Origin of the sequence: Halocatena halophila (assembly GCA_027563145.1) — an archaeon.
Classification (GTDB): Archaea; Halobacteriota; Halobacteria; order Halobacteriales; family Haloarculaceae; genus Halocatena; species Halocatena halophila.
The window spans coordinates 335,147-348,306 of the sequence record CP071307.1 but is presented as its reverse complement, the minus strand read 5'-3'; the positions used below and the strand labels follow the sequence as shown (position 1 = coordinate 348,306).

Here is a 13,160-nt window from a genome sequence, read left to right as displayed (position 1 = left end):
CGCTTATTTCGTCCGGCGGACGAAGGCTACGATCTCTTCGGCGATCCGTTCGCCAGCATCCTCCTGCAGGAAGTGGCCAGCGCCCTCGATCCACGTGTCGGGCTGTTCTGATGCAGTGGGAATGTGCTCACGCAGTGGCTCACGGTTGTTCTTCGTGATCGGGTCGCTGTCGGAAAACAGGACGAACGCTGGTTTTGTCCACTCGCCCAGCCGCTCGCTCGCTTTGCGGGTAATTTCGTGGCCGTCGCCACCACCCTTCCGCGGTACCATATCCGGCCACGCACGCGCACCGGCCTTGTGTGACTCCGTGGGAAACGGCACGTTGTAGGCTTCGAGGGTTTGTTCGTCCAGGTCGGTTGCCGTTGCGTTCTGGATCAACGTTCCGATCGGTAGCTCCTCTGCGGATTCGACGAACGATCTGAACCGCTCCCAGTCCTCTGGCATCGTCTGCGTTCCGCGTGGGATGCCGGTGTTCATCGGAACGAGCCGGGCGAATCGCTCCGGCTCGTTGGCCGCAAGCGAGAGTCCCAGGATTCCACCCCAGTCCTGACAGACCAGGGTGATATTCTGCAGGTTGAGCGTCTCGACCAACCGCAGTAGTGCATCGTAGTGGAACTCGAACGAGTACGCCTCCGGGTCATCGAGTTTGTCCGATCGCCCAAAGCCAAGAAAGTCGGGGACGACGACGCGACCAGCCGTCGAGAGCGTGGGAATGAGCGACCGGTAGAGGTAGCCCCAGGTTGGCTCGCCATGGAGACAGAGAAACGTTTCCTGACCGCTCCCAGCTTCGACGTATGCCATCGACAGGCCGTCCACGTCGATCGACTGGGGTTCGTACGGGTACTCCGGGATGGCGTCAAAACGGTCTTCGGGGGTGTGAAGCACGCCCATTGTGCCCTGACAATATCTATTCAGTTACTAATATGTTTGGAGGGGATCGGGATGGTCATCCGTGTTCGATTCCGATGTGGTGTGGAGCAGCTGAAACCGGCCTGCCACCAGACCAATGGCAATGCCGGCGAAATGCGCCATGTTCGCGACGCCTGGGCCCGCATTCTGTGCGGTGAAAAAGGCGGCGATGAGGAAGATTAGCAGTATCTGCACCCGTCGGCCGAGTCGAGAGAGTAGCCCTGCCGAAAGCGCGTTCCCGCTGATAGCGTAGCCCAGCAGCGCGAAAATCGCACCGCTTGCGCCCAGCACGCGGATCGACCCCGGTGGAAGCATGGCCAAGCCGGTGGTAAACACCACCTGAGCAATTCCTGAAAGCGCCCCCGAGATAACGAAAAAGGCGTGATAGCGGAGTGGTGTGGTGAAATACTCGACGGCCAATCCGAACAGGACCAGTGCAATGCAGTTTCCGATGAGGTGCATGAGCCCGCTGTGGGCGTATACGCTCGTAACGATCGTCCAGGGCTCGTCGGTCAGTGGCAGGTGTAACACGAACGGCTCGTTTCCGAGGCCAATCGTCACCGACACCAACTGGAGGACGAACACGACGAGGATGATTTTCAGGGTCGTCAGGGTCGGACTTCGGGACACGGTGGCTCTAGTGATGGCAAACAAGTTAGGATTTCCGAAGATCGAAAGCGTGCTTCGATTGGCCGATCGTGGGCTCGTCTGCTGGGTGTTTGATCACGGTTTCACATTCACTTTCACGTTTCTTGAATCGTATTTAACTGCGTGTATCACACAGCCCTGGTATGGACGACAGAGTCCGCCGACATGCCGAACTTCTGGTTGATCACTGTCTCGAAGTTACGGCCGATGACGACGTTCTAGTGATTGGCAGCCAGAACGCAACCCCGCTGGTTACGGCGCTGTATGGCGTTCTCGGCGAGCGAGGCGCAACGCCGATGGGGCAGTTGCACGACGAACGAGCGCGCCGTGCGTATCAAAAGGCAGTCGATCCTGAGAACGTTTCAACGAGTGCCCCCAGACTCGCCGCGATGGAAGCGGCCGATGCCGTGGTGTTGATCAGTTCCACGACGAACCCGTACGAGACGATGGGCGTCTCGGATGCCGTAAAAACCGAAATAGACGATGCTCATAGACCGATTCTCGATGCGCGTCTCGACAATCGATGGGTGATCACCGTCCATCCGACCGCTGGTGGTGCCTATCGTGCCAGAATGGGAACCGATGCGTATCGGTCATTCGTTTACGACGCCGTGGATGTCGACTGGGAACACCAGCGTCGCCGCCAGCAACGCGTCGCCGATATCATCGACGCCGGTGAAACGATCCGAATTCAGTGTGGGAGGACCGATCTAACCATGTCGATCGCAGATCGAACCGCTCTCAACGACGACGCCACCCGGAATATGCCGGGTGGTGAGGTGGCCACCAGTCCAGTCGTCGAGAGCGTCGAGGGGACGGCGCAGTTTGATCTGCCGTTCTTTTATCGTGGTGACCGCATCGAGGATGTAACGCTCACCTTCGAAGACGGTGTCGTCGTCGACTGTGCGGCTGGTGACGCCCAAGACGCTATGGACCGTCTCCTTGAGCGAGATGCGGGCGCACGCCGTCTCGGCGAACTCGGCATTGGGATGAACCGTGGAATCGATCGCGCCACGACAAACACGCTCTTCGACGAGAAGATGGCCGGGACCGTCCATCTCGCGCTCGGATTTGGATTTACTGAGTGTCTGCCCGACGATCAGAAACCGAATCAGAGCGATATCCATACGGACATGCTCATCGACTTGCGTTCGGACTCCTTGCTCACCATTGATGGCGATCCCATCATCGAAGACGGCAATTTCTGGTTCGAAGGCGAGTGAGAACCGATCAGCCCATCGTTTCACTTCAGTGGACTGATTGGCAAGCACACTTGTTATTGAATAACATACTATACTTTCTATGGATGATTGGCTGGGTACTGACACCCCCCGGTTGGTGTCACTCTGACGGAGGGTTCCACGACGGATGATCCGCCCGCATCGATGTGGTCTATCCACGGTCGTTACCGTGCTCGTCGTGGGAGCGCTCCTCACCCAGTCGTTTAGCGTGCCCGTCCGTGCCCAGGAGCATTCCATTACAGTCACTCAGGGTGACCAAACGATCCCCGTGACGCCGCTGGGTGAGGGCAACCAGTCGGTAGAATCGTTTTACGACTATCGGGCACCATCATCCGAACCATCCGGTCAGTACAGTTCCTACGGGACGGACGAGTTACAGCGTGATCAGGTGAGCCAGCTGTTTCTCTACCGGGGTGAGTCGGGGCTGAGTCTCGTGTTTCTTCACGACCAGCGGGGTGGCGATGGCGGAGCTGTCATTACGGCCGATATTGAGGGACTTCCAGAGGACGGAGCGTGGGCCGTCGAAGACGACACGTACACACACCGTGACGATTCGTTTGTCCACGACGACCGATCAAGCCACATTGAGTGGTTCATGAACGGGGGTCGAACCGATGGAGCCGTTTTCCGTGGACTCGACGGCGGCGGTGAGAAAACGATTACTGTCACGATGCGGTTCAACGACCGTACCGACAACTATCCGTTCGACGAGTGGTCCGGGCCGCCCGAAGACAATGAAATCGAATCGTGGATGGTACGCTCAGGGAGTGGTGAGACCACTGAACTGGCGATGGATGAACCCGTTCACATCCATGTGACCGAGAACCCACCGCCTGCGCCGGCGGACACCCCTACCGACACGCCACCAAACACGACGTCGGACAGCTCAGCCGACACACTGAGATGTCCACCGCCCCAGATGGTATCCGTAGAACCTGCCGGAACACTGACGGCAACGCCAACGGCAATCGCCTCGGCCACGACACTCCCACGGCTGAACACGCCGATCACGGCGACAGTTCACACGCTGCTACCAGCGCCTGCACGAACCGACCATTCGAACCGAGCCAATCCTGCCCTGCTCTCGAACGCTGGCGTCCTCATTACCATCTTCGGGATCCTGGTTGGTGGTGTGCTCAGAATGAACAACAGCTGATCGGCTGTTGGACGTAATCGTCACCGTCCCCGTAATGATTTTTGACAGCTCCTTCGATTACCGTCCATGGAGTACCGACCGGCTGTGGCTGCTGACCTGCGATCGATACGAACTGTCGCCAGTGCGGGCTGGCACGCCGCGTATGATGAGATACTCGGCCAGTCAGCCGTCGAAACAACTGTCGAGACCTGGTATAGTGAAACTTCGCTGCAATCGCGCATTGAATCGGCCGACAACGAGTTTCTCGTTGGGGCCGATGCTGGGGAGATCATTGGATTCGTAGACGGTGGCCCCACTTCGGATGGCCCGTGTGAGGCTGCGGTCAGTGCATTGTACGTTCATCCCGACCGCTGGAACGAAGGGATCGGCTCAGCGCTCCTCGAGCGTTTGTTCAAGCGGTTTCAGAGTGCCGGCTACGACGACGTCTGGCTCGCAGTGCTCGAAGACAACGCCGTTGGTCGTGCATTCTACGAATCACACGATTTCGAAGTACATAGACGGCAATCCACAGAACTTCCAGCTGGGAGTGCAATTGAACTGCTTCTCACACACAAACTGTAGCCACTGTATATACGGTTTCTACTGTACAGACTTCGATTCTGTCAATCCGAATATTTTCCGCAATCCAAACCGTAAGCTGTCATCCTCCTGAAGATCGGGAAATGAGTGGGCCCACAACAGACACGGAGACCAGTTGGAATTCCCAGCGATACGACGAGGAGTTCGATTTCGTTGCTCGCCACGGAACGGCTGTCGTCGATCTTCTCGATCCCCAGCCTGTTGAGCGGATTCTCGATCTTGGGTGTGGGACCGGCAAACTCACGCGCACGATCGACGAACGCGCGGCTTCGGCGGTCGGAGTCGACACATCGCGTTCGATGATTCGGACTGCCCGCTCGAATGCGCCGGCATGTGCCTTCGCTCACGCAGACGCCCACCACCTTCCGTTTTCGAACAGTTTTGATGCCGTCTTTTCAAACGCCGCGCTCCACTGGATGGACGACATTGAGCGTGTCTGTCGTGAGGTCTGGGGCGTCCTCGAACGTGGCGGACGATTCGTCGGGGAACTCGGTGGCGCAGGGAATGTCCGTGGGATCTGTAGTGCAACCCAGGCCGAACTTGCGAGCAGGGGCTACGAGATGTCTCTGCCATGGACATTCCCGACTATCGGTGAGTTTGCGACGCTCGTGGCCAATGCCGGGTTCGAACTCACCGGTGCGTGGCTGTTCGATCGACCGACCATCCTCGAGGGCGATGAACTCGGCGTTGCTCACTGGCTGGAAATGTTTGGCGACGAACTGCTCGGACCGGTTCCAGCCACAGAACGGCCATCGGTTGTCGATGGAATCGAAGACCGACTCCGATCGGAACAGTACTGCGATGGCACCTGGACGGCGAAATATCGTCGTCTCAGATTTGTTGCTGAACGACAAATTGAGAACCACTGAGTGGGCAACTCGAGTCAGCCGATGGTGCTGTATAGAAATCCACCGATCTGTGCCGCCAGATCACTGAGCGGAGTTGCAAGGACCGTCACGACGATTATCGCCAACCATCCAAGCAGCAATAGCCCGACGTTGACGATCGGGTTGTCCGAGTACAACGAAGAAAAGGAAATCCGGATCCGCGAAAACGGAAGAAACGGCTGAATTCCGTTCACCGTCATGGCGTCGGCCAACAGATGTAACAAGACGCCACCGGCACCGATTGTCCCACCGATCAGCGCCATCGTGAATGGATCGAGCAGTGCGAGCTGATCCGCTAGCTGTGCGATTATTGCCTGCTCGTGGGCCGCCAGCGACGAAAGCAGCGACGCCAGCGGCAGCGTGATGTGCTGGCCGAGTAGCCACCCCAGACCACTACAGATTCCGCCGACGAACGCAGCCATCAACAGCGAGTGGCTCGTTTTTCGGTGCTCTAACCACCGTAGTCGGTGATCGTAATCCGGCAACGGCTCGATCACGAACACGCCGAGCGCGAGCACCGCCAGTAGTGGTTTTTCAGGTAACAGTACGTACAGAACCGGGGCGATTCCGAGGAGAGTCAGACCGATGTGTCCACGTCGATGCATCAGCTATCCCTCCTGGAGCACGATTTCGGAGTTGGCATTCGACTACCAGTACCCACTGCACGATTGGTAATCGGTAGCAATATACTTTCGGGTAACCTAAAAGTTATAATATACTAACTATAATAAGTAAAAAATTATGTGGGACTTCGAATCTCAACTTTCGAACGGCGACTGGATAGACCTCCCACTCTGAATGCGGATAGCGACTTATTTTATGTATACTTCGATAATTGAAAACAACCATCTCTCGAGAAGATGTGAAAGAATTTTCACGACTTGCATGAACAGTGAGTGTGTAGGATCATGACTGGAGCAGATATCTCTCAGCGCTTGTGGCACATTGCGATTCACCGACCGTTCGTTGCTCTCCGAGGTTGCTGATCGATGGCCAGATCGAATCGTGCTGTTGACGTGGTTGACGGGCCGCTGTTGAAGCCACTGCTCACGCTTTCGTTGCCGATCGTTCTCACGAACCTGATGCAGGTGGGGTACAACCTGGCCGATACGTTCTGGGTCGGCCGACTCGGCCAGGCAGCCGTTAGTGCGCTGTCGTTTTCCTGGGCAATCGTGTTTCTGGTGATCAGTATGGCTGCTGGATTTACCGTGGCAGGGACCGTGCTGGTCGCACAGAACAAGGGAGCCGGAAAAACCGATACGGTCGATCACGTGGCTGGACAAACGATCGCCTTTGTCGTGGGACTGTCAGTCATCTTTTCTGCGCTGGGCTATCTGTTCACACCAGAGCTGCTCGGACTGATCGGGGCGGTTGAAGGCACCGAGGAGTATCTGCTCTCGGTCGAGTACACACGGACCATCTTTCTCGGAATTCCGTTCGTATTCAGCTTCTACATCTTCCAGGGACTGTTGCAAGGCTGGGGTGATACGCGGACACCGATGTATCTCATGGCCGGTGGCGTTGCGTTGAACGTCCTTCTCGATCCGATTTTGATACTTGGATTTCAGGACAACGTACTGTTCGAGGCGTTCGGGCTTTCTGGGCTCCAGGACACGCTCTTTGGGTGGACTGGCTTTGCAGGGTTCGGCGTGCAGGGTGCGGCAATAGCGACGATTACGGCGCGCGGACTCGGTGCTGTCGTCGCCATCGGGCTGTTGCTCGTTGGCTGGGTCGGTCTCGCGCCCTCTCCGTCCGATTTCCTGCTCGAACGAGCAACAGTCGCAAAGATCATTCGTATCGGCGCGCCAGCAAGCATCGAGCAGTCAACGCGGGCGCTTGGCGTGACGATACTAACCGCGCTCGTTGCACTCACGAGCCAGGAAGCCGTTGCTGCGTATGGTATCGGTAATCGACTCACCTCGCTGGTGTTTCTTCCGGCGCTCGGATTGGCACGAGGGACAGAAACCGTCGTGGGGCAGAATCTCGGTGCTGGACAGACAGATCGTGCGCGGACGGCCGTTACGATGGCGCTGGGAGTGATCGCCGGCCTGCTCTCGATCGTAACCCTCGTTTCGGTCTGGTTTGCAGAACCGATCACGGCGGTGTTCATCTCGGGGTCCGAATCAGCTGCGGTCGTCACCTCGGGAGCCGCGTATCTCCGCATTGTTGGACTCACATTCGTGTTTCTTGGGGGTTTCAGGGTGATTCAGGGTGGCTTTCGAGGAAGTGGTTCGACACGGACCGCGATGGGACTCTCGATTCTCTCGCTGGTTGGCTTTCGGGTGCCGCCTGCGTATCTGTTCGTCACACAGCTAGACCTTGGTGCAACGGGGGTCTGGTACGCCATTGCGCTGTCAAATGTCCTCATTCTTGTCGTCGCAGGACTCTGGTTCCGTCGTGGTCGGTGGACGGACGCTGTCGTCACCGAGAGTCCAGAGGGCGAGCATATCGAAGAGCCCACCACTGACGACTGATTGGATTCTGGGTTGATATATTAACCTCACTGTACTTTGTGGTCGTTCCCCATAGTACAATGAAATGGTATTCGATCACATGACACGAAGACAGACGCTCGGAACGATCGGCACTGTTGGTGTGACGAGTCTGGCTGGCTGTCTCGGTGGCAATCCATCGAGTGATACTGACAGCTCAAACGACGGTGGTGGTCCAGAATCGGTGGATATAGGCGTATTACAGCCGATTTCTGGCGATCTGAAGTATTACGGCGAGCAAGCGCTGTGGGGATTTTACACTGGACTTGCGTATAAGGGCAATACGGATCCCATCGAATCGGCAACCACCGGCACCCATTCGATCGACGTTGGATCGACGACGTACAATCTGCACGTCCGCGATACGAAGTTCGAGTCTGATACGGCCCAGTCAGTGGCCACCCAGCTGGTCCAGAACGAGGATGTCGACGTGCTCTTTGGCTGTACCTCCTCAAGTTCGGCAACGCAGGTGATCAAAACTGTGGCCACTCAGGTTTCGATCCCTGTGCTCATTGGTCCGGCAGCGTCTGCCTCGATCACAGCGAGCAAAGAGACGTGTTTGAACAACGTGTTTCGTGCCAGTGAAAACACGGCCATGGACGCTCGCAGCGGTGGGCAGTACGTCGCGAACAACACGGACGTGGATGCGGTGTATCTGTTTGGTGCCGACTACTCGTTTGGCCACGCTGTCGTGGAGAACTATCGAACGGTGCTTGAGGCAGAGGGTGTCGAAATCGTCGGTGAGAAGTTCGTTCCACAGGGCTACGCCGAGTGGAAGGGGTTGCTCGACAACGCCGCCCAGGCCGGGGCAGAGGGTATCGTCGGTGGATTCACCGTTTCGACGCTCCCGAAGCTGTTCACAGCATTTCTCAACGGCGGATACGACTACCGTGTGTTCGGTGGATTCGCGACGCAGATTACGAATCAGGTCGTTGGAAGCACCCTCGAAAAGTCGCTTGATTCACTCACCGAATCAAGCGTGAAAGAGACGCAGCTTGGGCCGTTCACTACTCGGTATCACTGGAATCAGTACGACAACGAAATCAACAGCACGTTTGTCGAGACCTACACCAGCACGTACGGCGTGGTGCCCGATCTGTTCACCGCCGGGACGTTCACAGTTGCGTCGGCGATCGTTCAGGCCGTCGAGGAACGCACTGGGACCGATCCCGATGCGCTCGTCGATGCACTCGGCGGGATGACCGTTGCCGACACGCCAAAGGGACCCGATGGGTACACGTTCCAGGAGTACAACAACCAGGCCCGCTCGGAAATGACGGTCGCCCATCCGGTGGTGACGGCGGAGTCGATTGCCGACAGCTGGGATGCGCCCATCCAGCCGAGCGAACCGGTCGCGCGGATCGGCGCTGAGAACGTGACGATTCCATCTGACGCCGACGCGATGGACTGTACACTCAAATGATTCTCAGAACGGAGCGGCTCACGAAACGGTTCGGCGGACTGACGGCCGTCAATAACGTGGAATTTGCACTCGATTCCTCGGAGTGTTGTGCGGTGATCGGACCAAATGGAGCGGGGAAAACCACCCTGTTCAATCTTCTCACGGGGACGCTTGAGCCCACCAGCGGATCGATATCGCTCATGCGTGACGGGGCGTGGAGTGATATCACTGGGGCGTCTCCCGAACGGGTTGCCTCGCTCGGGGTTCACCGTTCGTTTCAGCTCACGTCTGTGTTCGAGGCAAGTACCGTTCTCGAGAACGTCAGGATCGCCGAACAGGCTGCGGGCGTGAATGCACACAACTGCTGGCGCAACGTCAATGCGTTCGACGAGCATGTCGAGGCCGCCCACGAGATCCTAGAGCGGGTGGGCCTTGCTGATCAGGCTACAGTGGTGGCAGAAACACTCAGCCACGGCGAAAAACGAACGCTCGAAATCGCGATTGCGCTTGCTGGCGATCCCGACGTCTTGTTGCTTGATGAGCCAAATGCCGGGGTCTCCTCAGAGTCAGTCGGTGAAATCATCCAGCTGATTGAGGATGTCGCAAGCGACCACGCTGTGGTGCTCATTGAGCACAACATGGAGATCGTTATGTCGGTCTCCGATCGCGTTCTGGTTCTCAATCAGGGCCAGGTGATCGCAAACGACGAACCGGCTGCCGTTCGTGGTGATGAGACGGTCCAGAAGGCGTATCTCGGCGGATACGAGCGCGGTGATCTCAACACCGGTGGTGAGCCGGTATGAGTTTACTAACCGTCGAGGATGTTCACACCTACTACGGGAAGAGTCACATCCTCGAAGGGGTCTCACTTGCTGTCGATCGAGGTGAGGTCGTCGCGCTCGTCGGCCGAAACGGCGTCGGGAAAACGACGACGCTCCGGACGATCATCCAACTTTCTCCGCCACGGTCGGGGCGTGTCACCTTCGATGGACGGGATTTGACTGGCCTTGACACCCACGCGGTTGCACAGGCTGGAATCGGCTGGATCCCCGAGGATCGACGGATTTTCGATCAGCTCACCGTTGAGGAGAATCTCCGGGTTGCACTCCCGCCGTCGACTACCATTGCGGATGGGCTCTCGGTTGCCTACGAAACGTTTCCCGACCTCCAGGAACACCAGAATCGTAACGGTGGTGACCTCTCTGGTGGTCAACAGCAGATGCTCGCGGTTGCCAGGGGACTCATTGGCGACAACGAGTTGCTGTTGATCGATGAACCATCCGAAGGGCTTGCGCCACTCATCGTCAAGCGGGTTTCGAAGGCCCTGGCAAGGGCTGCAAAGGAATCGACCGTACTGCTGGTCGAACAGAATCTGGGGCTCGCGCTTGATCTGGCCGATCGATTCTACGTGCTGGACACCGGACAAATCGTCGATTCGGGCACGACGGCGGGGCTCAGTGCTGATAGTGAACGGTTTCGGAGGTACGTTTTGGCATGATCGATCAGTTTGTGTTAGTATACGCCGACGCCCTCGGATCGTTTTTCACACCCGAAGCGTTGTTTGGCGTGTTAATCGATGGGCTGGCCAAGGCCAGCCTGTATGTGATGATCGCGAGTGGACTGACGCTCGTCTTCGGGCTCATGGGGGTATTAAATTTCGCACACGGATCGCTCACGATGTTTGGCGCGTATCTTGGTGGTCTGGTGCTCGTGATGACCGCCGGTGGATCACCCACCGATCCGGCAGCTCTCGGTGGGTTTTTCCTCGGTGTTGTCGTCGTGTTCGGTGCGCTGGGGCTTCTTGGTGGTCTCCTCGAATGGGGGCTCATTCGACCGATATATGATCGTCCACCGCTCTATCAGATCCTGCTGACGTTCGGGCTGGCGCTGATCCTCGATGAAATAGCACGAATTGTGGTGATGTTCTACGGCATTCAACCGATCTCTTCCTGGCAAGCGGCGCTTGCAACGAAGCCGGCCATCCTCGGCCGAACGTACGATCTCGGCCCCACCTCGGTTCCCGGACTCGATCTGTTCCAGATCGGGTTTGGACTGCTCACGATTGGGTTCATCTGGGCGTTTCTCACACAAACTCGGTATGGGCTCTACGTTCGTGCCGGCAGCCAGGACGCCGAGATGGCACGTGCGCTCGGCATCGATGTTCGACGAGTGTTCACGGTGATTTTTGCCCTCGGTACCGGGCTTGCCGGCGTAGCAGGGATGTTACTCGCCTGGGATCAGTCCTGGGGGGCAAGCGTCCCCCTTGCAGCAGAGACGCTGTTGCCCGCGTTTGTGGTGGTTATCATCGGTGGCCTCGGAACCGTTCGTGGAACGGTCGTTGCGAGTGTCCTCGTTGGGATGGTCGATGCGATGACGACGTGGTGGTTCAACGAAGCGATCACGTTCACCGGACTTCCAGAAATGTTTCTCTTTCTCATTCTCGTGATCGTACTTGCAATTAAACCACAGGGGTTCTACGGCATATCGGAGGTGGGTGGCCATTAGTAACGCCGATTCAGGATCTCGAACCGAGTTCGATTCGGAGACGCAGGCGGCCATGGCTCTCATTACCCGTGAGTATGCACGCGATCATCTGATTCATCTGCTCGTTCTCGCTGCACTCGCAATCTATCCGGCGGTGTACCACGTGCTGACGAACGGTGGTGCACCCACTGGGATGGTGGCGTTGTTGCCCCGTGTCGAGACGATGGTTGCCGTTCTGTATTTCGGACTGTTCGCAATGTCGTTCGATTTCATCTCTGGCTATACGGGCTATCTTTCCTTTGGTCACGCTGCCTTTTACGGAACGGGCGCATACTTCGTCGTGCTCGTCGCCAACGGGAAGGTTCCACTGCTGGCTCCTGAAACGCCGTTCATTTGGTTGCTCGTGCTCGCGGGAGTCCTCGCTGCAGTGCTTGCGCTGGTTATCGGGACCTTCTCGTTTCGACTGACAGGAGTATATTTTGCGATGATCACGCTCGGGTTCGCCCAGGTGTTGTACGTCTTCATGCGCGACTGGGAGTATCTCGGAGCAAACCCACGCGATGGGATCGCTGTCACCGGGCTGACAGAGGGGTTTCGGATCGGCGTCCCGGGCGTTGATTCGCTCTCGGTAGCAATCGGACAGCTCGCCGGCGAACCGATCGATCTCTTTGGCTCCACACTCGGTGCATCCACAGTTTCCTACTACGCGGTCGGACTCGTCGTGGTGGTCTGTTATATTGCAATGCAACGGATCATTCACTCGCCGTTCGGACGGGTGATGATCGCAATCCGCGAGAATGAAGCCCGTGCTCGGGCGATCGGTTACAACACGTTTTACTACAAGCTTGGGGCGTTCTCGATGTCTGCCTTTTTCGCTGGTGTGGCTGGCGGACTGTTCGCCGGGTTCCGTCGATCGGTGACTCCCGAGAACGGATACTACTTTCTCGTCACTGGTGATGCACTGCTCGCGAGCATCATTGGCGGCTTTGGAACGCTCGCAGGACCACTTTACGGACGGTTGTTCGACGAAGGGCTCCGCGAGTTTCTCTCGAAATCGGGAAGCGGTGGTGGATTGTTGGTGTTTCTCAGGGATTCGCTCGGTCACCCTGCGATGGAAACTGTAGTCATCGGTGGAATGACCGTGGGCGAACTCGTAGAGACGTTTCTCAATGGGCACGCGCCGCTGTATGTTGGAATTGTCTTCGTTTTATTTGTCTTGTACGTTCCGAACGGAATGGTTGGAACTGTCCGCGACCGGCTCGGTGGGACCTGTGCCAAACAACTGCCGGCGTGGCTGTCGGATCGTCTCACTGCGATAGTGACGGCGATCAGAGAGCGAGTCTCTGGCGTCCGACACTGACG

The 13,160-nt window shown here is 57.4% G+C and carries 13 protein-coding genes; 10 read left to right on the top strand and 3 right to left on the bottom strand.

Translation table 11 applies throughout. The annotated features are described in order from the left end of the window. Nucleotides 1–3: 3 nt before the first annotated feature. Both JXQ78_RS15755 and JXQ78_RS15750 read right to left on the bottom strand, forming a co-directional pair. Entirely contained in the window at nt 4–891 is an 888-nt protein-coding gene (locus tag JXQ78_RS15755) for a haloalkane dehalogenase (RefSeq protein ID WP_330633476.1), read from the bottom strand. Between the two features lie 27 nt (nt 892–918). Then, complete coding sequence (locus JXQ78_RS15750) at nt 919–1,539, bottom strand: rhomboid family intramembrane serine protease (RefSeq protein ID WP_330633475.1); 621 nt, start codon at nt 1,537–1,539, stop codon at nt 919–921. Nucleotides 1,540–1,700: 161 nt separating this feature from the next. Between JXQ78_RS15750 and JXQ78_RS15745 the strand changes: the two genes are divergently transcribed. The 4 genes from JXQ78_RS15745 (at nt 1,701) to JXQ78_RS15730 (ending at nt 5,402) form a co-directional block, all read left to right on the top strand. Next, the gene (locus tag JXQ78_RS15745; RefSeq protein ID WP_330633474.1) at nt 1,701–2,780 is read left to right on the top strand and encodes an aminopeptidase; all 1,080 of its coding nucleotides are present in this window, start codon (nt 1,701–1,703) and stop codon (nt 2,778–2,780) included. A 145-nt stretch (nt 2,781–2,925) separates the two neighbouring features. Next, nucleotides 2,926–3,954 carry a cell surface glycoprotein related protein gene (locus JXQ78_RS15740; RefSeq protein ID WP_330633473.1) on the top strand — a complete coding sequence of 343 codons (1,029 nt, stop codon included), beginning with the start codon at nt 2,926–2,928 and terminating at the stop codon, nt 3,952–3,954. Nucleotides 3,955–4,020: 66 nt separating this feature from the next. Then, the gene (locus JXQ78_RS15735) at nt 4,021–4,515 is read left to right on the top strand and encodes a GNAT family N-acetyltransferase (RefSeq protein WP_330633472.1); all 495 of its coding nucleotides are present in this window, start codon (nt 4,021–4,023) and stop codon (nt 4,513–4,515) included. 101 nt (nt 4,516–4,616) lie between these two features. After that, nucleotides 4,617–5,402 carry a class I SAM-dependent methyltransferase gene (locus JXQ78_RS15730; protein ID WP_330633471.1) on the top strand — a complete coding sequence of 262 codons (786 nt, stop codon included), beginning with the start codon at nt 4,617–4,619 and terminating at the stop codon, nt 5,400–5,402. Nucleotides 5,403–5,416: 14 nt separating this feature from the next. On the opposite strand, the gene JXQ78_RS15725 is transcribed toward JXQ78_RS15730, so the two are convergent. Continuing rightward, nucleotides 5,417–6,025, bottom strand: a complete 609-nt coding sequence (locus tag JXQ78_RS15725) for a metal-dependent hydrolase (RefSeq protein ID WP_330633470.1) — start codon at nt 6,023–6,025, stop codon at nt 5,417–5,419. 384 nt (nt 6,026–6,409) lie between these two features. Here JXQ78_RS15725 and JXQ78_RS15720 point away from each other — a divergent pair, with 384 nt between their 5' ends. From JXQ78_RS15720 to JXQ78_RS15695, 6 genes are all read left to right on the top strand, one after another. Beyond that, entirely contained in the window at nt 6,410–7,894 is a 1,485-nt protein-coding gene (locus tag JXQ78_RS15720; RefSeq protein ID WP_330633469.1) for an MATE family efflux transporter, read from the top strand. Nucleotides 7,895–7,973: 79 nt separating this feature from the next. Further along, a complete protein-coding gene (locus JXQ78_RS15715) occupies nt 7,974–9,335 on the top strand; it encodes an ABC transporter substrate-binding protein (protein WP_330633468.1) in 1,362 nt (453 codons plus the stop codon). Beyond that, on the top strand, nt 9,335–10,117 hold the full coding sequence (locus JXQ78_RS15710; protein ID WP_330633554.1) for an ABC transporter ATP-binding protein: 783 nt from the start codon (nt 9,335–9,337) through the stop codon (nt 10,115–10,117). Before JXQ78_RS15715 ends, JXQ78_RS15710 begins: the two co-directional genes overlap by 1 nt. Next, nucleotides 10,114–10,812, top strand: coding sequence for an ABC transporter ATP-binding protein (locus JXQ78_RS15705; RefSeq protein WP_330633467.1), 699 nt, complete (start codon nt 10,114–10,116; stop codon nt 10,810–10,812). The genes JXQ78_RS15710 and JXQ78_RS15705 overlap by 4 nt, the downstream gene beginning before the upstream one ends. Continuing rightward, nucleotides 10,809–11,819 carry a branched-chain amino acid ABC transporter permease gene (locus JXQ78_RS15700; RefSeq protein ID WP_330633466.1) on the top strand — a complete coding sequence of 337 codons (1,011 nt, stop codon included), beginning with the start codon at nt 10,809–10,811 and terminating at the stop codon, nt 11,817–11,819. Before JXQ78_RS15705 ends, JXQ78_RS15700 begins: the two co-directional genes overlap by 4 nt. A 133-nt stretch (nt 11,820–11,952) precedes the next feature. After that, nucleotides 11,953–13,158, top strand: coding sequence for a branched-chain amino acid ABC transporter permease (locus JXQ78_RS15695; protein ID WP_407934084.1), 1,206 nt, complete (start codon nt 11,953–11,955; stop codon nt 13,156–13,158). Nucleotides 13,159–13,160: the final 2 nt, after the last annotated feature.

Excerpts from the sequence above, each read along its gene's own strand:
- JXQ78_RS15755 (WP_330633476.1), bottom strand. The coding sequence starts at position 891 with ATGGGCGTGCTTCACACCCCCGAAGACCGTTTTGACGCCATCCCGGAG.
- JXQ78_RS15745 (WP_330633474.1), top strand. The coding sequence starts at position 1,701 with ATGGACGACAGAGTCCGCCGACATGCCGAACTTCTGGTTGATCACTGT.
- JXQ78_RS15740 (WP_330633473.1), top strand. The coding sequence starts at position 2,926 with ATGATCCGCCCGCATCGATGTGGTCTATCCACGGTCGTTACCGTGCTC.
- JXQ78_RS15735 (WP_330633472.1), top strand. The coding sequence starts at position 4,021 with ATGGAGTACCGACCGGCTGTGGCTGCTGACCTGCGATCGATACGAACT.
- JXQ78_RS15730 (WP_330633471.1), top strand. The coding sequence starts at position 4,617 with ATGAGTGGGCCCACAACAGACACGGAGACCAGTTGGAATTCCCAGCGA.
- JXQ78_RS15725 (WP_330633470.1), bottom strand. The coding sequence starts at position 6,025 with ATGCATCGACGTGGACACATCGGTCTGACTCTCCTCGGAATCGCCCCG.
- JXQ78_RS15720 (WP_330633469.1), top strand. The coding sequence starts at position 6,410 with ATGGCCAGATCGAATCGTGCTGTTGACGTGGTTGACGGGCCGCTGTTG.
- JXQ78_RS15715 (WP_330633468.1), top strand. The coding sequence starts at position 7,974 with ATGACACGAAGACAGACGCTCGGAACGATCGGCACTGTTGGTGTGACG.
- JXQ78_RS15705 (WP_330633467.1), top strand. The coding sequence starts at position 10,114 with ATGAGTTTACTAACCGTCGAGGATGTTCACACCTACTACGGGAAGAGT.
- JXQ78_RS15700 (WP_330633466.1), top strand. The coding sequence starts at position 10,809 with ATGATCGATCAGTTTGTGTTAGTATACGCCGACGCCCTCGGATCGTTT.